This is a genomic window from Streptomyces sp. NPDC053427, assembly GCF_044544985.1.
GTDB lineage: Bacteria > Actinomycetota > Actinomycetes > Streptomycetales > Streptomycetaceae > Streptomyces.
In genome coordinates this window covers 14,602-36,544 of the sequence record NZ_JBITYA010000022.1, presented here as the reverse complement: position 1 = coordinate 36,544, position 21,943 = coordinate 14,602, and the positions used below count along the sequence as shown (strand labels likewise).

The window sequence follows — 21,943 nt, the reverse complement described above, 5'->3', positions numbered from 1 at the left end:
GTCAGTTCGTGTCGTCGTCCAGCGTGCGCAGGACGAGACCGGTGGCCGGCTTGGGGCCGAAGGAAGTGGACTTGCGCGGCATGGTCACGCCGCGCTGGGCGAGTTGACGGACCGTGTCCTCGGACGTGGCGCGCATCAGGACGGCCGTGCCGCCGTGCCGGGCGGCCTGCGCGACGGCGGCCTCGGTGTGATGCAGATAGCCGATGTCCGACGGATGGTCGGGAATGCGCCAGACCTCGTCCAGGAGGACGGAGTGCAGAACGGTGGCATCCAGCCGCCGCCACGCCTCGGGCCGGTCGGTGCGGACCGTACGCGCGAGCAGCCCGGGATCGGGACGGTCCAGGAGGTGGAAGGCGTCCGGCCCGCCCGCGAGGACGAAGGCGTTGCCGGGCGTCTCCTCCAGGGCCTCCAGCGCGGCGGACAGCTCGCCGGGCAGCCGGCGGACGCGGAAGGCGTCGCCCACCCCCGCCAGCGCCTTGCTGAGCGGCAGATGCGGCAGTACGCGGTGGATCGCCCGGACCTGGAGCGGATAGCGGGCGGTGTCGACCAGCAGCACCAGGCCGGACGCCCAGGGGGAGGCCGAAGTGGCGTCCGGCTGCTGCTCGTAGAGCCGCTGGTAGGTCGCCCAACGGTGGTGGCCGTCGGCGATCAGGGCCTCCCGGTGGGCGAGATCGTCGTCGATGGCGGCGAGGTCGGCGGGGGCGGTGACGGCCCACAGGCGGTGCGCGAAACCGTCCTCCGTGGTGGTGGCGAGCAGCGGGGCGCTCTGCACGGTCCGTTCGATCACGGCGGTGGCGCCGGTGGCCGTGCCCTGGCCGCGGTAGGAGAGCAGCAACGGCTCGAAATTGGCGGCCGCCGCACGCATCAGCGCGGCCCGGTCCTCGACCACCTCCGGGATGACGTCCTCGTGCGGCAGCACCGGCCCGTCCAGGCGCAGCGCGCCGATCAGCCCGCGTTGCAGGATCTCGCCGCTGCGCTGCTCGTACACGTAGAGCGCGGGCCGCTCGTCGGGCGTCAGGATGCCCTCGTCGCGCCAGCGGCGCAGGGTGTCGGCGGCCTGGCGGTGGCGGGCGGCGGGCTCCGGGGCGTGCGGCAGGATCAGCCGGACGATGTTGTAGGGATCCGCGGTCTCCAGTTCGCGCACGCCGTCCGGCCGGACCACGACGTCGTACGGCGGGGAGGTGACAGCGGTGAGGCTGCTGACCCGTTCCGGGGCGTAGCGCAGTCCACGGAACGGGAGGAGGCGAAGGCCGTCGGTGCTGGTCATTGAAGAATGCTATGCGGATCGGGCGATGAGGGAAGATCGGGGTACAGCCCGGGATCGGCCGGAAATTTCGGCTGGATTTCGGCTGGCGAAGCCGGGGCGGGCAAGGTCCGGTACGGCCCCCGGAGGGCGGGTGTCCGGGCGCGCGTCGGACACTGGGGGGACGACGTGTGGGAGCGAGGAGCGAGACGGCATGAACGAGCAGGATCGCAGGCAGCCCGACGGGTGCGAGCGCGCGCTGAACGAGGCATACGACACCGCGCTGCTGGATCTGGACGGGGTCGTCTACGCCGGCGGGGAGGCCATCGCGCACGCCGTGGCGTCGCTGACGGCGGCGCGGGAGGGCGGGATGCACCTGGCGTATGTGACCAACAACGCAGCCCGCACCCCGCAGGCCGTCGCCGATCAGCTCACCGGCTTCGGGCTGCCGACCGGCACGGACGATGTGATCACCTCGGCGCAGGCGGTCGCCCGGCTGATCTCCGAGCAGGTGCCGGCCGGCGCGCGGGTGCTGGCCATCGGGGGCGAGGGGCTGCGGGTGGCGCTGCGCGAGCGGGGGCTGGAGCCGGTGGCGTCGGCGGACGACGACCCGGCGGCCGTGGTGCAGGGCTATGACCCGACGCTGGACTGGGGGCGGCTGGCGGAGGCGGCGTACGCGGTGCAGCGCGGGGTGCCGTGGTTCGCGTCCAACACCGATCTGACCATTCCCAAGGAGCGCGGGATCGCCCCCGGCAACGGCGCGTTGGTGGAGGTCGTACGGATCGCCGCGGGCGGCGCGCCCCAGGTGGCGGGCAAGCCGCAGCCGCCGATGCACCGGGAGACCGTGCTGCGGACCGGCGCGCGGCGGCCGCTGGTGATCGGCGACCGGCTCGATACGGACATCGAGGGCGCCTGCAACGGCGGGGTGGACTCGCTGCTGGTGCTCACCGGCGTCACCACGGCCGCCCAGCTGCTGGCCGCGCCGCCGCAGCACCGGCCGACGTATGTGGACGCCGATCTGCGGGGGTTGCTGGCGCCGCAGCCGCCGGTGACGCCGGAGGACGGCGGCTTCCGGTGCGGCGGCTTCCGGGCCGGGGCGGCCGGGGGCGCGCTCGTCCTGGAAGGTGACGGGGCGCCGCTGGACGGGCTGCGGGCGCTGTGCGCGGCGGCCTGGACGGCGGCGGGGGACGGCAGTTGCGCGGCGGACGCGGGGAAGGCGCTGGCGCGGATCGGGCTGTGAGGAGCGGGGGCCCGCCGGGTGCGCGGCCCTCGCTCGACGGCGGTTCAGGTTCAGTCCTCGTCGGACGGGGCGGCCGCGCCCGCCATCAGCTCCGCGATCAGGTCCTCCTCGGTGGCGCCGCGCCGCCAGTAGCCGGTGAACTTCACCGCTCCGCGGTCGATTCCGCGCTCGCGTACGAGATGCCGGCGCAGGGCCTTGACGGTCCCGGCCTCACCGGCGATCCAGGCGTACGGGGTGCCCTCGGGCAGCTTTGCGGCGCGCACCGCGGACAGCACCGGTTCGGGGTGCGCGGCGCCCGCCCCGTCCCGGACGAGCCAGGTGATGTCGGCGTCGGCGAAGGTGGGCAGGTGCTGCCGGTCGTCCTCGTGGTCGATCTCGATCCAGACCTTGGCGTGGGTGCCCGGGGAGAGCCAGGACAGGATGCCGGCGATGGCGGGCAGCGCCGTCTCGTCGCCGGTGAGCAGGATCCAGTCGGTGCCGGCCGGCGGGCGGAAGTCGATGCCGCCGTTGTCCTCGACGGCCGGGGCGAGGACGGTCAGCCGGTCGCCGGGCCGGGCGGCGGCGGCCCAGCGGGAAGCGGGCCCGCCCGCCGTGGACGGCGTTCCGCCGCCGGCGCCGTGCAGCGCGAAGTCGACGTCGAACTCCCGTGGCTCATGGCGCTGTTCGCGGATCGTGTACGAGCGCATCACCGGCCGTTCGGCCGGGTCCTGCGCCCGCCAGGCGGTGTACCAGCCGTCGCCGGTGTCGTCGAAGACCGGCCGGTCCTGGTGGGGCTGCGGGAGGAAGAGCTTGAAGCGCTGGTCGCGACCGCCGGACGCCAGCGCATCCAGCCGTTCGCCGCCGAAGGTGATGCGGACCACGGAGGTGCTCACCCGCAGGGCGCGGACGACCTGGACATCGAAGAAGCGGAAGGGCGCGGTGGCGGGGGCGGCGGTCGTGGTCATGTCGGGGACCTTCCGTGGCGGTGGCGGGGGGTGGGATGCGCCCGCGGTGGACGCCGGGCTCGGGGCCCGCGGTACACCGCGGCCGGGTGTCACGTGGTCTTCTCGGCGCCCTCGATGGCCCGGGCGAGCGACTCGATGAGCGGTGCGGCGCCCGCGTAGGAGAAGCGCGGCTCGCTCGACCAGGGCGTGATCTGGCCGGCCTTGACGGCGGGCAGCTTGGCCCAGGAGGGCTTGGCGGCGAGGTCCTTGGGCTGGAGGGTGGCGGTCCGGTTGTCCAGCAGCAGGACATCGGCCTTGTACTTGTCGGCGTTCTCCCAGCTCAGGCTCTCGAAGTAGCCGCCCTTGTCCAGGTGGTCGGGGACGATCAGATCGACGCCGAGGGACTTGTAGTACATGAGGTCGGCGTTGATGCCGGGGTTGGAGGCGTAGAAGAGGCCGGGGCTGCCGGAACAGGCGAGCACCTTGACCGGGTTGCTCCTGGCGGCCTTGCGCAGCGCGGCGGAGGCCTTCTCGAAGCGGGCCTTGGCGTCGGTGACCTTCTCAGCCTTCAGGTCGGCGCCGAGCGACTTCGCGAGCGCGGCGTACCGCTCGATGATCTTGAGGAGCGGGACCCGCGCGGAGGTGAGGGCGACGGACTCGGCGAGCGGTGTGATCTTGCCCTTGCTGTCGTCCGGGACGAACCACAGCGCGCCCGGCTCGTACATGTTGGTGACCAGCAGATCGGGGTTCAGGCTCGCGTACTTCTCGACGTTGAACTGGTTGTAGGCGTTGCCGATGATGGTGACCTTGCGGATGTCGAGGTCGCCGGCCTGCGGGTCGGGCTTTCCGTTCTGGAGCCGGGTCGGGCCGAAGACGCCGACGATCCGGTCGTCGATGCCGAAGTCGTGCAGCGCGGCGGCGGTGCCGGTGAAGGCGACGATGCGCTGCGGGGTGTTCTTGAGGGAGACCTTCTTCCTGCGGTCGTCGGTGAACGACCAGGGGCCGCCCTGGGCACCGCCGTTGGCGCTCCCGGAGCCCTTGCCTTTGCCGCAGGCGGCGAGCAGGGCGCCGATGCCGACGGCGCCGCCCGCGGCCAGGATGCCGCGGCGGGACGGGGTTACGCTTCGGGAGGTGCTCATGGTGGTGCGGCTTCTCTCTGGAGGCGGGCAGGGCGGGGCCCGGCACGGGGTGCCCGCAAGATGAATGTGAGGGTAGGCTAACCTAACTACCGTGTTGGTTGACAGTCCCCCCGAAGCGCCCACGGCCCCGGCCCCGATGGCGCCGCAGCGTCGGCACCTCACGCGCTCCGCGGGGCTGGCCGCCTCCGTGGCCCTCCTGGCTGTCGTCACCGTCGCCGGTATCGCCGTCGGCGCCAAACAGATCCCCCTCGACCAGGTCTGGCACGGGGTGTTCCACTACTCCGGCTCCGACACCGACGTCGTCATCCGCGATGTACGGCTGCCCCGCACCCTGCTCGGCGTCATCGTCGGCGCCGCCCTGGGCCTGGCCGGCACGGTCATGCAGGCGCTGACCCGGAACCCCCTCGCGGACCCCGGAGTCCTCGGCATCAACGCCGGCGCCTCGGCCGCGGTCGTCTCCGCCATCAGCTTCTTCGGCGTCACCTCACTGACCGGCTATGTGTGGTTCGCCTTCGTCGGCGCCGCGGTCGTCTCCGCCGCGGGGTACGTCCTCGGCGGCACCCGCAGCGCCACGCCCGTACGCCTCGCCCTGGCCGGCACCGCGCTCACCGCCGTCCTCACCGGCTACCTCAACGCCGTCAACCTCATGGACACCGCGGCGCTGGACAAGATGCGCTTCTGGACGGTCGGTTCGCTGGCCGCCGCCACCATGCCGACCGTCACCGAGATCGCGCCGTTCCTCGCGGTGGGCGCCGTCCTCGCCCTGCTGCTCGCCCGGCCGCTGAACGCCATCGCGCTCGGCGACGACCAGGCGCGCGCCCTGGGCACCAGGCTGACCCGCACCCGCGTCCTGGCGATGCTCGCGGTCACCCTGCTGTGCGGCGGTGCGACCGCGGTCTGTGGCCCCATCGTCTACGTCGGCCTGATGGTGCCGCACGCCGTACGCGCCGTCACCGGGCCCGACATGCGCTGGATCCTGCCGTACGCCGCGGTGCTCTCGCCGGTGCTGCTGCTCGGCGCCGACATCCTCGGGCGGGTGGTGGCCCGGCCGGGCGAGCTGCAGGTCGGCATCGTCACGGCCGTCATCGGCGGCCCCGTCTTCATCGCTCTCGTACGACGCCGGAGGATGGCCCAGCTGTGAGCGCGACCAGGACGCCCGAGAAGGGCACGAGACCTGCGGCGCGGGCCGCCCGGCGGATGATTTCGGTACGGACCCGGCGCGGGCTCGCACTTCGGCTGGACGTACCGGCCGTGACCGCCTGCCTCGTACTGCTGGCCCTCGCGCTGGCCGCCGCCGTCGCGCTGATCGGCACCGGCGACTACCCGATGACGCCGGGCGAGGTGCTCACCACGCTCACCGGCGGCGGCAACCCCGGCCAGGAATTCATCGTCCAGGACCTCCGGCTGCCCCGCGTCCTGGTGGGACTGCTGGTCGGCGCCGCGTTCGGGATCTCCGGCGCGGTCTTCCAGACCGTCTCCCGCAACCCGCTCGGCAGCCCCGACGTACTGGGCTTCGCCCAGGGGTCGTCCGTCGGCGCCCTGATCGTCATCGTCTTCTTCCAGGGCGGCACCTTCGCGGTCGCCGCCGGGTCCGTCGTCGGCGGCGTGGCCACCGGCATCGCCATCTTCCTGCTCGCCTGGAAGCGCGGCATCCAGGGCTACCGCTTCGTGCTCGTCGGCATCGGCGCCTCCGCGATGCTCTACGCCGTCGTGCTCTACCTCCTGACCAAGGCGAACATCGTCGAGGCGACCCGGGCCACCACCTGGATGAACGGCTCCCTCAACGGCCGGGACTGGGACCAGGTCCGGCCGCTGGCCGCGACCTGCGCCGTACTCGTCCCGCTGCTCCTGCTCCACGGGCGTCCGCTGCGGATGCTGGAGATGGGCGACGACGCCGCGTACGCGCTCGGCGTACGGGTCGGCCGGGTGCGCACCGTGACACTGCTGGCCTCGGTCCTGCTCGTCGCCTCCGCCACCGCCGCGGCCGGGCCCATCGCCTTCGTGGCCCTCACCGCACCCCAGCTCGCCCGGCGCCTGAGGCTCCCCCGCCGGCTCGGGGGCGCCTCGGGCGGCCCCCTGCCCGGCCCCAACCTGCTGCCCGCCGCCCTGATGGGCGCCCTGCTCCTGGTCGCCGCGGACTGGGTCTCGCAACGCCTCTTCGGCGCCGACCAGCTGCCGGTGGGCGTGCTGACCGGCGTCCTCGGCGGCGGCTATCTGCTGTGGCTGCTGGCGACCGAGCGCAGGGCGGGGCGGATGTGAGAGCCACAGGCGGCGCGCCGGACGCCGGCCGGACAACAGCAGTGATCACGACAATCCCAGGAGCCATGCAGTGAGCCGTCTCGCGGCCGAGAACGTCACCCTCGCCTACGACCAGCGGGTCATCGCCGAGAACCTCTCGGTCGCCGTCCCCGACCACTCCTTCACGGTCATCGTCGGCCCCAACGCCTGCGGCAAGTCCACGCTGCTGCGCGCCCTGTCACGGATGCTCAGGCCCAGCTCCGGATCGGTGCTGCTGGACGGCGCTGCGATCTCCTCGCTGCCCGCCAAGAAGGTCGCCCGGACGCTCGGGCTGCTGCCGCAGACCTCCATCGCCCCGGACGGCATCACCGTCGCCGACCTGGTGGCCCGCGGCCGCTACCCTCACCAGGGCCTGCTGCGGCAGTGGTCGGCCGAGGACGAGCGGATCGTCCAGGAGTCGATGGCGGCGACCGGCGTCGGCGAACTGGCCGGACGCTATGTCGACGAGCTCTCCGGCGGCCAGCGCCAGCGCGTCTGGATCGCCATGGCACTGGCCCAGCAGACCCCGCTGTTCCTCCTGGACGAGCCGACGACCTACCTGGACATCCAGCATCAGATCGAGGTCCTGGACCTGTGCGCGGAGCTGCACGAGGAACAGGGACGCACCCTGGTCGCCGTGCTGCACGACCTCAACCACGCCGCCCGCTACGCCACCCACCTCATCGCCATGAAGGACGGCGCCGTCATCGCCGAGGGCGCGCCGTCCGACATCGTCACCGCGGAGCTGGTGGAGCGGGTCTTCGGGCTGTCCTGCCAGGTCATCGACGACCCGGAGACCGGCACCCCGCTGGTCGTCCCGGCGGCGCGCCGGCACCGCAGGGCGGTCGTGGCGGCTACAGCAGCGTCCTGAGGCGCAGCAGGTCGCGCAGGCTCGCTTCCAGCTTGATGCGGCCGCTGCCCCAGGCCCGGGCGAAGTTGAGCCTGCCGTCCACCAGCGCCAGCAGGTCTTCGCCGGCCATGGTCAGACGGATCTCCGCGCGGTGCGGCGGCCGGCCGGGGACGCTGGTGACGTCCTTGATGGTGCCGTCGGCCAGGCGGCCGAGGAACGTCACGTCCAGGTCGGTGATGCGGCAGCTGAGCGAGCGGTCGAGTGCGGCGGCGCTGCGTACCTTGCCGTCCGCCGTGGTCATGTTCTGGGCCAGCCGGTCGAGCGCGGCGCGGCACTGGTCGAGGGTTGCCATCGCGAGCGACGATACGCCAGGTCGTGGGCGGCCCGTTCGTCGTCGGCGAGCCGGAAGGGGCGACGCGCACGATCCCGCCGGGGGACGGCGTCCGGGCGGTGGGCGGGTCGGCCGAGGTAGCGTCGGGGGTATGCAAGAGCCGACGCCCGGCCAGGAGCCGGAGGCAGCCGCGGAGGACGCGACCGGGGAACCCGCGGGGGCCGCCGGCGCCGAGCCCGCGTGGACCCTCGCATCCGGGACGCCCGACGGGACGCCCGCCGGGCCGCAGCCGCTCGGGGTCGCGGTCACGGCGACCGGCGACGCCATGGTCGACGCCCAGCTGCGGCGTCTCGCCGATGCCGACCACCTCCCCGCGAGCGGCCACCTAGAGGTGTACGAGGATGTCCACCGTGGGCTGCGCGATGCGCTGGCCGCTCTCGACCAGCGCCCCGGGCCGCCCGCCCCTTCCTCGACGACGCACGACAACAGGAGCTGAACCACAGGTGGCAGGAGTGGCACGACGCCGACTCGACGCGGAGCTGGTGCGCCGCAATCTGGCCCGCTCGCGCGAGCACGCGAGCCAGCTGATCGCCGCCGGACGGGTGACCGTCGGCGGGACCACCGCGACCAAGGCGGCCACCCAGGTCGAGACCAGCGCCGCGGTGGTCGTACGCGAGGACGCCGGCGACCCCGATTACGTCTCCCGCGGCGGCCACAAGCTCGCCGGTGCCTTCGCCGCCTTCGTCCCGCTCGGCCTGGAGATCAAGGGCCGGCGGGCCCTGGACGCCGGCGCCTCGACCGGCGGCTTCACCGATGTCCTGCTGCGCGCCGGAGCCGGGCACGTGGTCGCCGTCGACGTCGGCTACGGACAGCTCGCCTGGTCGCTGCAGAGCGACGACCGGGTCACCGTGAAGGACCGTACGAACGTCCGCGAGTTGACGCTCGAGGCGATCGACGCGCAGCCCGTCGACCTCATCGTCGGCGATCTCTCCTTCATCCCCCTCGGCCTGGTCCTGCCCGCGCTCGTCGCCTGCGCCGCCCCCGACGCCGACCTCGTCCTGATGGTCAAGCCGCAGTTCGAGGTGGGCAAGGAGCGGCTGGGCAGCGGCGGGGTGGTGCGCAGCGCGGAGCTGCGCGCCCAGGCGGTGCGCGGCGTCGCGGCCCGCGCCGCCGAGCTCGGGCTCGGCGTACTTGGCGTGACCGCGAGCCCGCTGCCCGGACCTTCCGGTAATGTCGAGTACTTTCTGTGGCTGCGCGCCGGGGCGCCAGCACTCGACCCGGCGGATGTCGACCGTGCAGTGGCGGAGGGGCCTCGTTGACCACAACCAAGGCAGTTGAAGGCAGCGCAGCACACGAACACAACGACGCGAAGCGGACGGTCTTCCTGCTCGCGCACACCGGCCGCCCGGCGGCCATCCGCAGCGCCGAACTCGTCGTCCAGGGACTGCTGCGCAGCGGCATCGGCGTGCGGGTCCTGGCGGAGGAGGCCGCGGACCTGCCGCTGCCGCCGGAGGTCCAGCGCGTGGAGTCCGAGCAGTGCGCGGCCGAGGGCTGCGAACTGCTGGTGGTGCTCGGCGGCGACGGGACGCTGCTGCGCGGCGCGGACTTCGCCCGCACGTCCGGGGTGCCGATGCTCGGCGTCAACCTCGGCCGGGTCGGCTTCCTGGCGGAGGCCGAACGCGACGATCTCGACAAGGTCGTCGACCGGGTCGTCACCCGCGCGTACGAGGTCGAGGAGCGGATGACCCTCGATGTCCTGGTCCGCAACAACGGCAGCGTCGTGCACACCGACTGGGCGCTGAACGAGGCGTCCGTGGAGAAGGCCGCGCGGGAGCGGATGCTCGAGGTCGTCACCGAGGTCGACGGCCGGCCCGTCTCCCGCTTCGGCGGTGACGGCGTGGTCTGCGCGACCCCCACCGGCTCGACCGCGTATGCCTTCTCGGCGGGCGGCCCGGTGGTCTGGCCCGAGGTCGAGGCCCTGCTGATGGTCCCGATCAGCGCCCATGCGCTGTTCGCCAAGCCGCTGGTCACCTCCCCGCGTTCGGTACTGGCGGTCGAGGTCCAGCCCAAGACCCCGCACGGTGTGCTGTGGTGCGACGGACGCCGCTCCGTCGAACTGCCCGCGGGTGCCCGCGTGGAGGTCCGCCGCGGCGCCGTCCCCGTACGCCTGGCCCGGCTGCACCATGCCTCCTTCACCGACCGCCTGGTGGCCAAGTTCGCCCTGCCGGTGGCCGGCTGGCGGGGGGCGCCGCACTAGGGCGAATCCGCAGACCTCCGCCCTCCGCCCGTCGCCCGTCGCGTGCCGGGCCCGCTGGTGCGGAGATCCCTGCCGGGGCCGCTCGCTCCCGGGCGGCCCCGCGCCCGGGAGCGAGCGGGCGCGGATGCGTGCCGAGTCGCGGCGGGCACCGAGCTCCTTGTCGGTGAAGTCGGGGGTCGGACCGTTCCGCACCCGGACGCCTTCCGTTTCCATGGGGACACCCTTCGCTTTCCCGGGAAGATCTCGCGTTTCCTTTCGTGACTCAGCGTGACGGACGAGCGGGGGCCGCACCATGAGGAATCCCGCAGGGTTCCGGTGGGGTTTTCCGCAAGGTGTCGGGCGGGAGACAGCAGGAGACAGGGGGAGGCCGTCGCGGGGTGGCCCCCGGACCTCGTAAGGTCGTATCCGTGTTGGAGGAGATGCGGATCCGGTCCCTGGGCGTCATTGACGATGCCGTTGTCGAGCTGTCCCCGGGCTTCACGGCGGTGACGGGCGAGACGGGCGCGGGCAAGACCATGGTCGTCACCAGCCTCGGCCTGCTGCTCGGCGGGCGCGCGGACCCTGCCCTGGTGCGGCTCGGCGCCAAGTCGGCGGTCGTCGAGGGCAGGGTGACCATCCGCCCCGAGACGCCGGCGGCCGTACGGGCGGAGGAGGCCGGCGCGGAGCTGGACGACGGGGCGCTGCTGATAAGCCGTACCCTCTCCGCCGAAGGCCGCTCCCGGGCGCATCTGGGCGGCCGGTCCGTCCCGGTCGGGCTGCTGGGGGAGTTGGCGGACGACCTGGTCGCCGTGCACGGCCAGACCGATCAGCAGGGCCTGCTGCGCCCGGCCCGCCAGCGCCAGGCCCTGGACCGCTACGCGGGGGACGCGGTCGCGGTCCCGCTCGCCAAGTACACCTCCGCCCACAAGCGGCTGCGTGCCGTCGCCGCCGAGCTGGAGGAGCTGACCACCCGGGCCCGCGAACGCTCCCAGGAAGCCGATCTGCTGCGCTTCGGCCTGGACGAGATCGCCGCCGCCGAGCCGCAGCCGGGCGAGGACACCGAGCTCGCCGCCGAGGCCGAGCGGCTGGGCCACGCCGAGGCGCTGGCCTCCGCCGCGACCGCCGCGCACGCCGCGCTGGCGGGCAACCCCGAGGACCCCGAGGACGTCGACGGCACCACCCTGGTTGCCGGCGCCCACCGCGCACTGGACTCCGTACGCAGCCACGACCCGGAGCTGTCCGCGCTGGCCGACCGGCTCGGCGAGATCGGCATCCTGATGGCGGACGTGGCGGGCGAGCTGGCAAGTTACGCGGACGGCCTGGACGCCGACCCGCTCCGGCTCGCCGCCGTCGAGGAGCGCCGCGCCACCCTGAACCACCTGACCCGCAAGTACGGCCAGGACATCGCGGGCGTCCTGGCCTGGGCCGAGGAGAGCGCCGCGCGGCTGGCCGAGCTGGACGGCGACGACGACCGCATCGGCGAGCTGACCGCCGAGCGCGACGCGCTCCGCGCCGAACTGGGGGACCTGGCACAGGTGTTGACCGACGCCCGGACGGCGTCGGCGAAGCGCTTTGCCGACGCGGTGACTGCAGAGCTCGCCGAACTCGCCATGCCGCACGCCCGGGTGAGCGTGCAGATCCGGCAGACCGAGCTGCCCGACACGGCGGACGGCGCCGACGGCATCGAGGTCGGCGGCCGCGTGGTGGCCTACGGCCCGTCCGGCGCCGACGAGGTCGAGCTCCTCCTCGCCCCGCACCCGGGCACCCCGCCCCGCCCCATCGCCAAGGGCGCGTCCGGCGGTGAGCTCTCCCGCGTGATGCTCGCCGTCGAGGTGGTCTTCGCCGGATCCGACCCCGTACCGACCTACCTCTTCGACGAGGTCGACGCGGGCGTCGGCGGCAAGGCGGCCGTCGAGGTCGGCCGGCGGCTGGCCCGGCTCGCGAAGTCGGCACAGGTCGTGGTCGTCACGCACCTCCCGCAGGTCGCGGCGTTCGCGGACCGGCAGCTCCTGGTGGAGAAGACCCACGACGGTTCGGTCACCAGGAGCGGGGTGACGGTCCTGGAGGGCGAGGAGCGGGTCCGTGAACTCTCCCGGATGCTGGCCGGCCAGGAGGACTCCGAGACGGCTCGGGCGCACGCCGAGGAACTGCTGGAGACGGCCCGTACGGGGCGCTAGGCGGCGCCCGTACACGAGGAGCCGGCCGACGTCCCCGCCGCAAACCCGCAGCTCCGCGCACCCCTGGACCGCCGCCCCACAAACCGGCGCACCCGCGCAAAGCGTCCCCTGCCGCTCCTTTCGGGACGGGCCGCGTCATCCCGGGCCGGCGGCCGGAGCCGGGCGCGGCCGGGCAGCTCCCGCCCCCTAGGGTGACGGGAAGTTGAGCCCGGCACGGTGCCGGGGGAGGGGAGTGACATGGCGGCGGCAGGCGGCAGGGCACTGGGGCGGATCGGGGCGCTGCTCGGGGCCGCGGGGGCGACCCGCGCCGCGTACGGCGCGCTGCGCAAGCATCCGCCGGGCGGCGCCGTCCTGTGGGACCGGAAGAACTACGCCGGGCGGACCGTCGACCTGCATGCCGGACTCGCGACGGCCACCGGCACCGCGCTCGCCGCCGCCACCGCACCGGGGCTGTCCGCCCGCACCCGGGGCGCCACCGCGCTCGCGGTACTGGCCGCCGGCGGCTGCGGGGCGTACGACGACGTCTTCGGCGCCGACGACGCCCGGCGCGGCTTCCGGGCGCACCTCTCGGCGCTCCGCCAAGGGGAGGTCACCAGCGGGGCGGTGAAGCTGTTCGGCATCGGCGCCGCGGGGCTCGCCGCGGGCGCCCTCCTCAAGCGTCGCACGGCCGACAGGCTGCTGGCGGGCGTGGTGATAGCGGGCTCGGCCCATCTGGTGAACCTCCTGGACGTCCGGCCGGGCCGGGCGACCGGCGCCGTACTGGCCATCGGCGCACCGGGGCTGCTGCGCCGGGGAGAGGCCGGGACGCTGTCCGCCGCGCCCATGGGGGCCGCGGCCGCGGTGGTCGGCGACGACCTCGGTGAGCGCACGATGCTCGGGGACGCCGGGGCGCATGCGCTCGGCGCGGCCCTCGGTGTCGCCATCGTCGCGGGCAACGGGCGCAAGGGGCTGGCCGCGCACGCCGCGGGACTGGTCGCCGCCGCGGCGGCCGGGGACCGCGTCGGCCGGGCGGCGGCCGCGATCTGAGACCGGCCATCGCGGGACGGTGCACCACGTCGGCCGCCGGGCCCGCCCGGAGCGTCGATTTCCGGCCTGCTGTTCCGCTTCGCGGCGGCCGGCGAACGGGGGGTTTGTCGCCCATGTGGGTGATCCCGGGGCGGCGAGGGTGAGACATCCCACCGGAACGGCGCCCGCACGGTGCCGAACCGGTGCCCCGGGGCTGGCATCCTGGGCGCGGTGCGCGGGCCCGGGCGCGCTCGTTCCGTCCCGCCCGCTCGGGGGACGTCGTGCGCATCCACCGGCAGCGTGCCGCAGCGCCTTGTAGTACTCGGACCGCACCACCGGTACGGTCCGTACCGTCCCCCGACCCAGGAGCCCCGACCACGTGACCAGCACCCCGACCTCGTCGCACGGGCAGTCGCCGCTGCGCACGGTCCAGGTGCTCGGGCACGGCAGCGCCGGCAGCGCGGCGCACGTCCGCTCGCTGGCCGAAGGGCTGGTCGCGCGCGGCGTGCGGGTCACGGTCTGCGCCACGGCCGACGCCGAGCAGACCTACGGCTTCACCGCCGCGGGTGCACGGTTCACGCAGGTCAGCCCCCGTATGGACCCGGCGGCCGTGGCCTCGCTGCGCAGCGCCTGCTGGGACGCCGACCTGGTGCACGCGCACGGGCTGCGGGCCGGACTGCGGGCCTCGATGGCGCTGCGCGGGCTGCGCGGACCCCGGGGCGCGCGCGTCCCCCTGGTCATCACCTGGCACACCAAGGCGCACACCGAGGGCGCGCGGGCCGGGCTCGTGCATCTGATGGAGCGGCGGGTGGCCCGCGCCGCCGCCGTCGTCCTGGGAGCCTGCTCCGACCTGGTGGACCGGGCGCGCGAGCGGGGCGCGCGCGACGCCCGTCTGGCGCCGGTCGCGATTCCCCGCCCCCGCCCCGGCCATGCGCCGTCCGAGCCCGAGGATCATGACCGGATGCGGCGCAAGGAGCGGGCGGAACTGGGCGCGGTGGACCGGCCGTTGCTGCTCGCCGTCGGCCGCCTCGAGCCCCACCAGGGCCATGATCTGCTGCTGGACACGGCGCACGCCTGGTCCTCGCTGGACCCCCAGCCGCTGCTCGCCATCGCGGGCGAGGGCGGGCAACGGGCGGAACTCCAGCGGCGGATCGACACCGAACGGCTGCCGGTCCAGCTGCTGGGCCGCCGCGACGACGTGCCCGAACTCCTCGCCGCCGCCGACCTGGTGGTGCTGCCCAGCCGCTGGGAAGCCCGGTCCCTGATCGCGCAGGAGGCGCTGCGGGCCGGCGTCCCGCTGGTCGCCACCGATACCGGCGGCACCCGCGAACTGGTCGGGCCGGCCGCGGAACTCGTCCCCTACGGGGATGCCGCGGCCCTCGCCCGCAGCGTCCTCGGCCTCCTCGCCGACCCCGTACGCCGGGACGCGCTGGCCGCGGCGGGCCGCATCCAGGCGGCCGGCTGGCCGAGCGAGGACGACACCGTCGCGCAGGTCCTGAGCGTCTACGACGAGCTGACCGAGCCGCTGCAGGCGGTCTGAGGCGGCGGAAGCGGCCGCCCGGCACGCCGGACACGGCGCGGCGCCGGACGGATAGGGTCGCGGCACCTGACCTCGAACGACGGGAGATCGCCGTGCCCACTGCGGTACTGGGGTTTGCGCTGTTCGCCCTGCTCATGACCATGACGCCGGGTCCCGACACCCTTCTTGTGCTGCGCAATTGCGTACGGGGCGGACGGCGTACGGGCGCCGCCACGGCCCTCGGCGCCGCGATCGGATCGCTCGCCTGGGCGGTCGCCGCGGCGGTCGGTCTCGCGGCGGCGCTGCAGCGGTGGGACGCGGCGTTCACGGTCGTGCGGCTGGCGGGTGCGGCCTATCTGGTGGTGCTGGGCGGGCAGGCGCTGTGGGCCCACCGGCGGTCCGGGGCGGCGGCGGGGGACGGGGCCGCGCGCGCCGTGACGGAGGCGGCGGACCGTACCGCCGCGCCGCTCGGACCCGTACGCGCCTTCCGCCAGGGGCTGTTGAGCTGCCTGCTCAACCCCAAGGTCGGCATCTTCTTCGTCGCCGTGGTGCCGCAGTTCCTGCCCGAGGGGCAGTCGGTCCTGGGGGCGACGCTGCTCCTGGGGGTCGTCGACGCGGTCATAGCGGCGGGCTGGCTGCTGCTGGTCGTCGGCTGCGCCGGCCGCCTGCTGGACCGGCTGCGGCGGCCCCGCGTCCACCGCAATCTGGAGCGCACGACGGGCGGGGTGCTGGTCGCGCTCGGCGTCGGCACCGCGGCCGACACCGTCGCGGGGTAGCGCGCCCTCGGAACCCGCGCCCGGCAGGGACCGTGGGACCGCGCCCGGCGCGGGCGCCTACGGCTTGTCCGTATGGCGCCTGGCACGGAGGGCCAGCCGCAGCCCCAGGACGGTCTGGGGGTCGTCCAGGTCGGTGCCCAGGAGCTGGGAGATGCGGGCCAGGCGGTCGTAGAGGGTCTGGCGGTTGACGTTCAGATCGCGGGCGGTCTCGGCCTTGCGGCCCGCGCTGGCCAGGTAGGCCTCCAGGGTCGGCAGCAGCGGCTGGCGCGCGCTGCGGTCGTGGGTGAGCAGGGGGCCGATGGCGCGGTCCACGAAGTCGGCCAGGACGCCCTGTTCGCCGTGTTCGCGCATCCGCCACAGCAGCAGCTCGATGTCCAGGCGGCGCGCGTCGTACCAGGGCTGCTCGGGCAGGCCCTGGGCCGCGGCCGCCGCCTCCGCCGCATGCCGGAGCCCGGGGCCCGCGGCCGCCCAGTCGCCCGCCGTGCCGACGACGACCACGGGGCGGTGCCCGGCCGGGCGGTCGAGGCCGGCGCGGACGACTCCGGCGCGCAGGGCCTCGGCGATGCGGTCGGCGAGCGCGTCGCGGTCCTGGCCCGCGCGCAGGGCGACGAGCATCGGCACGCGGCTCTCCACCGGCCGCACGCCGAGGAGCACGGCCACCCCGGGGGCGGCGAGTTCCTCGCGCAGCGCCTGGGCGAGCAGGGCCCAGCTGCCCGGGGTGGGGAGCCCGGCGGGCAGCCGCATGACGACCGGGAGCACCGGTTCCGCGCCGGGGCGGAAGCCGAGCAGGCGGGCCTGCGCGGGGGCCTCGGCCGCGGAGATGCGGCCCTCGGCCAGATCGGCCAGGAAGTCGCCGCGCCCTCGGGCGGCCAGTACCTCCTCCTGACGGGACTGGAGCAGGACCACGGCGAGGAGGTCGGCGGCGCGCTCGGCGGCGATCCGATGGACGGGCGCCAGAGGGGCGTTGACCGGGAGCAGGACCAGACGGGCGCGGACGGCGTCGGGGCCGTGGCCGCCGCCGGGGATGTCGATGCGTACGCCGGTGTCCCGCAGGCCCTCCCAGGCCAGCAGGGGGTCGGCCTCGGCCGGCCCGTCCTCGTCGCCGCTGCCCGGGCCCGCCGCATAGAGCGGGCTGCCGTCGGGGGCCTCCAGGCAGAGGGGGTTGCCGGTGAAGACGGCGAGCAGCCGCAGCACCTCGGGGGCGCCTCCCCCGCGCAGCAGGACGTCCGTGCACCGCCGCAGGATCTCGTCGGCCCGGCGCAGCAGCGCGTAGTGGCTGTTGATGATCTCGGTGTGGATGGCTTCGGTGACGGTGACGTACGGGACCTCGCGGTGCAGCTGGATCAGCGGCAGGCCGCAGTCCCGGGCGCTGTCGATCAGCGCCGAGGGCAGCGATTCGAAACGAGAGCCCAGCTCCACGACGAGAGCGGCGATCTCGCGGTCGGCGAGCTTGCGGATGAAGGCGCGCTGCTCCGACGGCCGGGTGCCCAGCCCCAGCCCGGTGGTCAGCAGCAGCTCGCCGCCCTTGAGCAGCGAGGCGATATGCGGCACCTCGCCCGCATGCACCCAGCGCACCGGCCGGTCCAGCCGGTCCTCACCGGCCAGTACCTCCGGCAGGCCGCGCCGCAGCGCGGGCAGCTCCAACGCCCTGCGTACCGTGATCTCGGCTTCGACTTTCGCTTCCGGCCCCATGGCGACGAACGGTACCCGTAGTCCGCTATCCGGAGTTGCACGGTCCGGATGGCAGCACGCCAGCGGCGGGCGGCGGACCTCACGCCGATTCGCGCACCACCAGCCGCGCCTCCGTGATCACCGGCGCGAGCTCCCCGGCGTCCGTCCCCCCGGCGTCCGTCCCTCCGGCCCCCAGCCGTCGCAGCAGGAGACGGGCCATCAGCCGGCCCATCTCCTCGACGTCCTGCCGCACCGTGGTCAGCGGCGGATCCGCCCAGCCCGCGGGCTCGAGATCGTCGTAGCCGACCACCGCCACCTCGTCCGGCACCCGGCGCCCACGGGCCCGCAGGGTGCGCAGCGCGCCGTTCGCCATCAGGTCGGAGCAGGCGAAGACGGCGTCCAGATCGGGCGCGGCATCGAGGAGTTCGGCCATGGCGCGCTCGCCGCCGCGGGCGGTGAACCCGCCGTCCGCGATGAGCCGCGGGTCGGGCTCCGCGGTGCCCAGGGCGTCGCGGTAGCCGTCCAGGCGGTCCAGCGCCGACGTCTGGTCGAGCGGCCCGGTGATCACGGCGATCCGGCGGCGGCCGCGGCCGAGGAGATGGCGTACGGCCTGACGGGCGCCGTCGCGGTTGTCGGTGTCGACGTAGAGCGGCCGCGGGTCGCGGTCGGCGCCCGCCCAGCCGGGGCGGCCGCCGTAGACCGTGGGCAGTCCGGCGCGTTCGGCCATGGCGGGCAGCGGGTCGTCGCCGTGCAGCGAGAACATCAGCGCGCCGTCGACATGGCCGGCCGCCAGATAGCGCCCGATGCGGCCGTAGTCGTCGCGGTGCTCGACGAACAGCAGCAGGAGCTGGGTGTCGGCGGCGGACAGTTCGCGGCTGATGCCGCGCAGCTGGCGGCCGAAGAACGGGTCGGAGAAGACCCGGGTCTCCGGCTCGGCGATGATCACGGCGACCGCGCCGGTGCGGCGGGTGACCAGGGAACGAGCCGCGCTGTTCGGGACGTATCCCAGCTCGGTCACCGCCCGGCGCACCCGTTCCTGGACCGCGGCCCGTACGCCCGTACCGCCGTTGACCACGCGGGAGACCGTCGCCCGGGAGACTCCGGCGCGCGCCGCGACGGCCTCCAGCGTCGGCCGGGGGCCGTGCGCCGTGTGCGGACCGTTGCGTTCAGAGGTCATCCGGCACCGTCCAACTCCTTTTTCTCCGCGATGACTTGACGGTATGCCGCCGAGTCGGCAGGGTTCCCCTTGGATGCGGGGTGAGAGCGCTCTCATGCCGCGCACTCCTCAGAACTCCTCACTACCCCCCACTGTGCGAGGAGAATGTCATGAACATGAATATCGGCGTAAGTATGCGCCGGAGCGCGAGCGCGGGCAGGAGAAGCCCGAGAGCGGTGCTCCGTGCCGCGAGCGCCGCCCACGAGATATCCGTCGCCCGGCCCGCCCGTGTCCGGCCCGCCCGGACCAGGCCTTCCCATGCCCGGCCCGCCCGTCCCCGCCCCGCCCGGACCCGTACCGCACGGCAAGGAGCCGCCTCGTGATCACTCGACGCACCCTCCTCGGCGGTCTCGCCGCCGGTGCCGCCGCCGCGTCCGGCCTCACCCTCGCCGGCCGCGCCCTCGGCACCCCGGCCCCCGACGGCCGGGCCACCGCGGGCCTGCCCCTGCACATCGTCAACAACACGGGGGAGTACGCGAATTCCTCGGTATGGGTCTACATCGTGGGCAACGACGGCACGCAGCAGGTGCACGTCACGCCGGACGGCGAACTCAGGCCCGTCGCCGTCGCCGACAACGGTCCGGACGGGTTCACCGACTACGCCATACCGCTCGCCGGCAGCGGCGCCACGACCCTCCAACTGCCCCGGATGTCCGGACGGATCTACACCGCGCTCGGCGGCAAGCTCAAGTTCAAGGCCGTCGAGGACGGCAACGGCAAGGCCGCGCTCGCCTATCCGGCGGGCTGGGTCGCCTCCGACCCCAATTACGACGTGCTGCACGACTGCGCCGAATTCACGTACAACTCCGGCGGGATGTACTGCAACACCACCATGGTCGACATGTTCAGCGTGCCGCTCGCGATCGGGCTCAGCGGGGCCAAGGAGCAGACCACCGGCACGCTCAAGGACGGTGCCCGCGCCAAGGTCTTCTCGGACGTCAAGGGTGCCGAGGGATTCGACCGTCTGGTCGTCGGCGACACGCGCGTGATCGCCCCGGGACACGGCCTGGACAGCGGACTCTTCGCCGGGGACCACCTCGCGCCGGCCATCGACGAGGCCTGGTCGGCCTACGCGTCCAAGGACCTGAAGGTGACCACGAACGCGGGCACCTTCACCGGCCGGGTCGTCGGCGGCAAGCTCTCCTTCACCGGCCCCGGCACCGTCGCGTTCGACAAACCCTCCACCCGCGACGTCCTCTTCTGCGACGGGACCCTCGCCGCCCCCAACGACGGCACCCTCGGCCCGGTCGCCGCCATCCTGGGCGCCGCCCTCAACCGCTCCACGCTGACCACCCAGGCCGCCCAGCCCACCACCGACCCGACGGCCTTCTACCGGGAGCGGCTCACCAACCACTACGCACGGGCCATGCACGCGGCGACCCGGGACGGCAAGGCGTACGGCTTCGCCTTCGACGACGTCGCCGGGTTCGCCTCGTACATCGAGGACGGCGCCCCGAAGGAGCTCACCCTCACGCTCACCCCGTTCTGACCCCGTTCCGACCCACCCCGTGCGGCCCCGCGCGTCCGTACCCTGTGCCGTATGTCAGGTACCGCACAAGCTTGCAACGGCCCCGCCGACGGTGGCGATCCCGCCGGCAGCGAAGGTCCCGCCGGCGGACGAACTCCGGACGGCGGGCCGGCACACGGAGCGCAGGGCGCCGCAGCCCAGGACCCGACGGCCCAGCACGCCATGGCCCGAACCCGCATAGCCCAGGACCCGGACGCCGCGACCGTTGCCGCCGCGCAACGACGCACCGTCCGGGTCCTGATGTCCGCGCAGGTCGTGTCCGGGATCGGGATGGGCTCGATGCTCTCCTCCGGCTCCCTGCTGGTCGGCCGGCTCACCGGATCCGAGGCCGCGGCGGGGCTCGCGACCACCTTCATCACCCTCGGCGCGGCGCTGCTGGGCATCCCGCTCGCCGCGCTCTCCCGCTCCCGGGGCCGCCGCGCCGGTCTCGGCGCCGGCTGGCTGCTCGGGGCCGCGGGCTCGCTGCTGGTGCTGGTCGCCGCCCGGCCCGGCTGGTCCGCCCTGGTGTTCGCCGGCATGCTCCTCATCGGTTCCGCCACCGCCGCCAACCTCCAGTCCCGTTACGCGGCCGCCGATCTCGCCGAGGACGCCCACCGGGCGCGCGCCCTGTCCCTCGTCGTCTGGGCCACCACGGCCGGCAGCGTCATCGGCCCCAACCTCAGCGGCCCCGGCGAGCCGGTAGCCCGCGCCCTGGGCCTGCCCGAGGAGGCGGGCACCTTCGTGTTCTCGGTCGGGGCGTTCCTGATCGGATGGCTGCTGATCTGGGCGCTGCTGCGTCCGGACCCGCTGCTTCTCGTGGCCGCCAGGGCACGGGCCACCGTGGCACCCGGCGGTGCGGCACCGGTCCCTGGCGGCGCGGCACCGGCCCCCGGCGGTACGGCACCGGCCCTCGGCGGTACGGCACCGGCCCCCGGCCCCACGGCGGCAACCCCGAGCGCCGGGCCCGAACCCGCCGCCCCCTTCACCGCCCGCCTCACCGCCGCCCTCCGGCACGTCCGTGCGGCCCCCGCGGCGCGGCTCGGCCTGGCCGCCGTCGTCCTCGGGCATGTCGTCATGGTGTCCGTGATGACCATGACGCCGATCCATCTCGCCCACCACGGTGCGGGGTTGAGCGTCGTCGGCTTCACCATCAGCCTGCACATCGCCGGGATGTACGCGCTGTCGCCGCTCGTCGGCTGGCTCGCCGACCGGATCGGCCGGATCCGCGTCATCCTCATCGGCCAGGCCGTCCTGCTCTGCGCCGCCGCCGTCGCCGGCACCGCGGGCGGCACCCAGTGGGCCACCGCCACCGGCCTGTTCCTCCTGGGCCTGGGCTGGTCCTGCGCCACCGTCGCCGGCTCGACCCTGCTGACCGAGTCCACCGAGGCCGCCCACCGCTCCGAGGTCCAGGGCTTCTCCGACACCCTGATGAACCTGGCCGGGGCGGGCGGCGGCGCACTGGCGGGCGGCATCGTGGCACTCATCGGCTACGGCGGGCTGAACGCGGCCGTGGCGCTGCTGATCCTGCCGGTCGTCGTCCTCGCACTGGCCCCGCGGACGCGGGACTGAGGGGCGGCCCGCGGGACTGGTCACCGAAAGTCCCTCAGGGACCGGTCACCGAAATCCCTCGCGGGCCCGGTGCCCGAAAACCCGTAGGGGCTGGTCAAACAGATCCCGTAGGGGATACGCGGCCCCCCTGCGGGGCCACAACGCGGCGCGACGCGGGGAGTATTCCCGGTGGCGTGGCACGGGGGACCCCCCGCGGCGGCGGCGCAGGAGCATTCCCGTGGAGCGGGCGGTGCAGGAGCATTCCCCGCGCCGCCGCGCCCCGCA

At 74.5% G+C, this 21,943-nt stretch carries 19 protein-coding genes; 13 read left to right on the top strand and 6 right to left on the bottom strand.

Translation table 11 applies throughout. The features are described from left to right. Position 1: 1 nt before the first annotated feature. The gene (locus ACIGWZ_RS38625) at positions 2-1,267 is read right to left on the bottom strand and encodes a DUF1015 family protein (protein WP_400072590.1); all 1,266 of its coding nucleotides are present in this window, start codon (positions 1,265-1,267) and stop codon (positions 2-4) included. Between the two features lie 190 nt (positions 1,268-1,457). Between ACIGWZ_RS38625 and ACIGWZ_RS38620 the strand changes: the two genes are divergently transcribed. Continuing rightward, the gene (locus ACIGWZ_RS38620; protein ID WP_400072588.1) at positions 1,458-2,483 is read left to right on the top strand and encodes an HAD-IIA family hydrolase; all 1,026 of its coding nucleotides are present in this window, start codon (positions 1,458-1,460) and stop codon (positions 2,481-2,483) included. A 50-nt stretch (positions 2,484-2,533) separates the two neighbouring features. Here the strand turns inward: ACIGWZ_RS38620 and ACIGWZ_RS38615 are convergent, their stop codons facing one another. Beyond that, the gene (locus ACIGWZ_RS38615; protein WP_400072586.1) at positions 2,534-3,427 is read right to left on the bottom strand and encodes a siderophore-interacting protein; all 894 of its coding nucleotides are present in this window, start codon (positions 3,425-3,427) and stop codon (positions 2,534-2,536) included. A gap of 89 nt (positions 3,428-3,516) precedes the next feature. Continuing rightward, entirely contained in the window at positions 3,517-4,545 is a 1,029-nt protein-coding gene (locus ACIGWZ_RS38610) for an ABC transporter substrate-binding protein (protein ID WP_400072584.1), read from the bottom strand. A gap of 136 nt (positions 4,546-4,681) precedes the next feature. Between ACIGWZ_RS38610 and ACIGWZ_RS38605 the strand changes: the two genes are divergently transcribed. The 3 genes from ACIGWZ_RS38605 to ACIGWZ_RS38595 all read left to right on the top strand — a co-directional run bounded on the left by ACIGWZ_RS38605 (position 4,682) and on the right by ACIGWZ_RS38595 (position 7,693). Continuing rightward, positions 4,682-5,686 carry a FecCD family ABC transporter permease gene (locus ACIGWZ_RS38605; protein WP_400072604.1) on the top strand — a complete coding sequence of 335 codons (1,005 nt, stop codon included), beginning with the start codon at positions 4,682-4,684 and terminating at the stop codon, positions 5,684-5,686. Positions 5,687-5,742: 56 nt separating this feature from the next. Continuing rightward, positions 5,743-6,804 (top strand): FecCD family ABC transporter permease, encoded by a 1,062-nt coding sequence (locus ACIGWZ_RS38600; protein WP_400072602.1) that lies wholly within the window; start codon positions 5,743-5,745, stop codon positions 6,802-6,804. 70 nt (positions 6,805-6,874) lie between these two features. Further along, positions 6,875-7,693 carry an ABC transporter ATP-binding protein gene (locus tag ACIGWZ_RS38595; protein ID WP_400072582.1) on the top strand — a complete coding sequence of 273 codons (819 nt, stop codon included), beginning with the start codon at positions 6,875-6,877 and terminating at the stop codon, positions 7,691-7,693. Here ACIGWZ_RS38595 and ACIGWZ_RS38590 read toward each other — a convergent pair. Beyond that, positions 7,677-8,024, bottom strand: a complete 348-nt coding sequence (locus tag ACIGWZ_RS38590) for a sterol-binding protein (protein ID WP_400072580.1) — start codon at positions 8,022-8,024, stop codon at positions 7,677-7,679. The two genes, ACIGWZ_RS38595 and ACIGWZ_RS38590, sit on opposite strands and share 17 nt — an antisense overlap. Before the next feature lie 130 nt (positions 8,025-8,154). Here ACIGWZ_RS38590 and ACIGWZ_RS38585 point away from each other — a divergent pair, with 130 nt between their 5' ends. From ACIGWZ_RS38585 to ACIGWZ_RS38555, 7 genes are all read left to right on the top strand, one after another. Then, a complete protein-coding gene (locus ACIGWZ_RS38585; protein WP_400072578.1) occupies positions 8,155-8,499 on the top strand; it encodes a hypothetical protein in 345 nt (114 codons plus the stop codon). A gap of 7 nt (positions 8,500-8,506) precedes the next feature. After that, positions 8,507-9,322 carry a TlyA family RNA methyltransferase gene (locus ACIGWZ_RS38580; protein WP_400072577.1) on the top strand — a complete coding sequence of 272 codons (816 nt, stop codon included), beginning with the start codon at positions 8,507-8,509 and terminating at the stop codon, positions 9,320-9,322. Then, the gene (locus ACIGWZ_RS38575; protein WP_400072575.1) at positions 9,319-10,260 is read left to right on the top strand and encodes an NAD kinase; all 942 of its coding nucleotides are present in this window, start codon (positions 9,319-9,321) and stop codon (positions 10,258-10,260) included. Before ACIGWZ_RS38580 ends, ACIGWZ_RS38575 begins: the two co-directional genes overlap by 4 nt. Positions 10,261-10,679: 419 nt before the next feature. Beyond that, on the top strand, positions 10,680-12,416 hold the full coding sequence (gene recN, locus ACIGWZ_RS38570) for a DNA repair protein RecN (RefSeq protein WP_400072600.1): 1,737 nt from the start codon (positions 10,680-10,682) through the stop codon (positions 12,414-12,416). Positions 12,417-12,653: 237 nt separating this feature from the next. Then, on the top strand, positions 12,654-13,442 hold the full coding sequence (locus tag ACIGWZ_RS38565; protein WP_400072573.1) for a hypothetical protein: 789 nt from the start codon (positions 12,654-12,656) through the stop codon (positions 13,440-13,442). A 358-nt stretch (positions 13,443-13,800) separates the two neighbouring features. Beyond that, positions 13,801-14,961, top strand: coding sequence for a glycosyltransferase family 4 protein (locus ACIGWZ_RS38560; protein ID WP_400072572.1), 1,161 nt, complete (start codon positions 13,801-13,803; stop codon positions 14,959-14,961). 92 nt (positions 14,962-15,053) lie between these two features. Continuing rightward, positions 15,054-15,716, top strand: a complete 663-nt coding sequence (locus tag ACIGWZ_RS38555) for a LysE family translocator (protein WP_400072571.1) — start codon at positions 15,054-15,056, stop codon at positions 15,714-15,716. 57 nt (positions 15,717-15,773) lie between these two features. Here ACIGWZ_RS38555 and ACIGWZ_RS38550 read toward each other — a convergent pair whose 3' ends face one another. Then, positions 15,774-17,408: a PucR family transcriptional regulator gene (locus ACIGWZ_RS38550; RefSeq protein ID WP_400072570.1), complete on the bottom strand. Its 1,635-nt coding sequence runs from the start codon at positions 17,406-17,408 to the stop codon at positions 15,774-15,776. Positions 17,409-17,487: 79 nt separating this feature from the next. Then, complete coding sequence (locus ACIGWZ_RS38545) at positions 17,488-18,564, bottom strand: LacI family DNA-binding transcriptional regulator (RefSeq protein WP_400072568.1); 1,077 nt, start codon at positions 18,562-18,564, stop codon at positions 17,488-17,490. A 358-nt stretch (positions 18,565-18,922) separates the two neighbouring features. Here ACIGWZ_RS38545 and ACIGWZ_RS38540 point away from each other — a divergent pair, with 358 nt between their 5' ends. Together ACIGWZ_RS38540 and ACIGWZ_RS38535 are read left to right on the top strand one after the other, a co-directional pair. Beyond that, the gene (locus ACIGWZ_RS38540) at positions 18,923-20,092 is read left to right on the top strand and encodes a beta-1,3-glucanase family protein (protein ID WP_400072566.1); all 1,170 of its coding nucleotides are present in this window, start codon (positions 18,923-18,925) and stop codon (positions 20,090-20,092) included. 51 nt (positions 20,093-20,143) lie between these two features. Then, positions 20,144-21,679: an MFS transporter gene (locus ACIGWZ_RS38535; RefSeq protein WP_400072564.1), complete on the top strand. Its 1,536-nt coding sequence runs from the start codon at positions 20,144-20,146 to the stop codon at positions 21,677-21,679. Positions 21,680-21,943 lie beyond the last annotated feature (264 nt).

What these genes read in the sequence shown, in the direction of transcription:
- ACIGWZ_RS38565 (WP_400072573.1), top strand. Translation starts at nt 12,654, where the DNA reads ATGGCGGCGGCAGGCGGCAGGGCACTGGGGCGGATCGGGGCGCTGCTC.
- ACIGWZ_RS38600 (WP_400072602.1), top strand. Translation starts at nt 5,743, where the DNA reads ATGATTTCGGTACGGACCCGGCGCGGGCTCGCACTTCGGCTGGACGTA.
- ACIGWZ_RS38550 (WP_400072570.1), bottom strand. Translation starts at nt 17,408, where the DNA reads ATGGGGCCGGAAGCGAAAGTCGAAGCCGAGATCACGGTACGCAGGGCG.
- ACIGWZ_RS38585 (WP_400072578.1), top strand. Translation starts at nt 8,155, where the DNA reads ATGCAAGAGCCGACGCCCGGCCAGGAGCCGGAGGCAGCCGCGGAGGAC.
- ACIGWZ_RS38535 (WP_400072564.1), top strand. Translation starts at nt 20,144, where the DNA reads ATGTCAGGTACCGCACAAGCTTGCAACGGCCCCGCCGACGGTGGCGAT.
- ACIGWZ_RS38615 (WP_400072586.1), bottom strand. Translation starts at nt 3,427, where the DNA reads ATGACCACGACCGCCGCCCCCGCCACCGCGCCCTTCCGCTTCTTCGAT.
- ACIGWZ_RS38545 (WP_400072568.1), bottom strand. Translation starts at nt 18,564, where the DNA reads ATGACCTCTGAACGCAACGGTCCGCACACGGCGCACGGCCCCCGGCCG.
- ACIGWZ_RS38620 (WP_400072588.1), top strand. Translation starts at nt 1,458, where the DNA reads ATGAACGAGCAGGATCGCAGGCAGCCCGACGGGTGCGAGCGCGCGCTG.
- recN (WP_400072600.1), top strand. Translation starts at nt 10,680, where the DNA reads ATGCGGATCCGGTCCCTGGGCGTCATTGACGATGCCGTTGTCGAGCTG.
- ACIGWZ_RS38605 (WP_400072604.1), top strand. Translation starts at nt 4,682, where the DNA reads ATGGCGCCGCAGCGTCGGCACCTCACGCGCTCCGCGGGGCTGGCCGCC.
- ACIGWZ_RS38625 (WP_400072590.1), bottom strand. Translation starts at nt 1,267, where the DNA reads ATGACCAGCACCGACGGCCTTCGCCTCCTCCCGTTCCGTGGACTGCGC.
- ACIGWZ_RS38590 (WP_400072580.1), bottom strand. Translation starts at nt 8,024, where the DNA reads ATGGCAACCCTCGACCAGTGCCGCGCCGCGCTCGACCGGCTGGCCCAG.
- ACIGWZ_RS38610 (WP_400072584.1), bottom strand. Translation starts at nt 4,545, where the DNA reads ATGAGCACCTCCCGAAGCGTAACCCCGTCCCGCCGCGGCATCCTGGCC.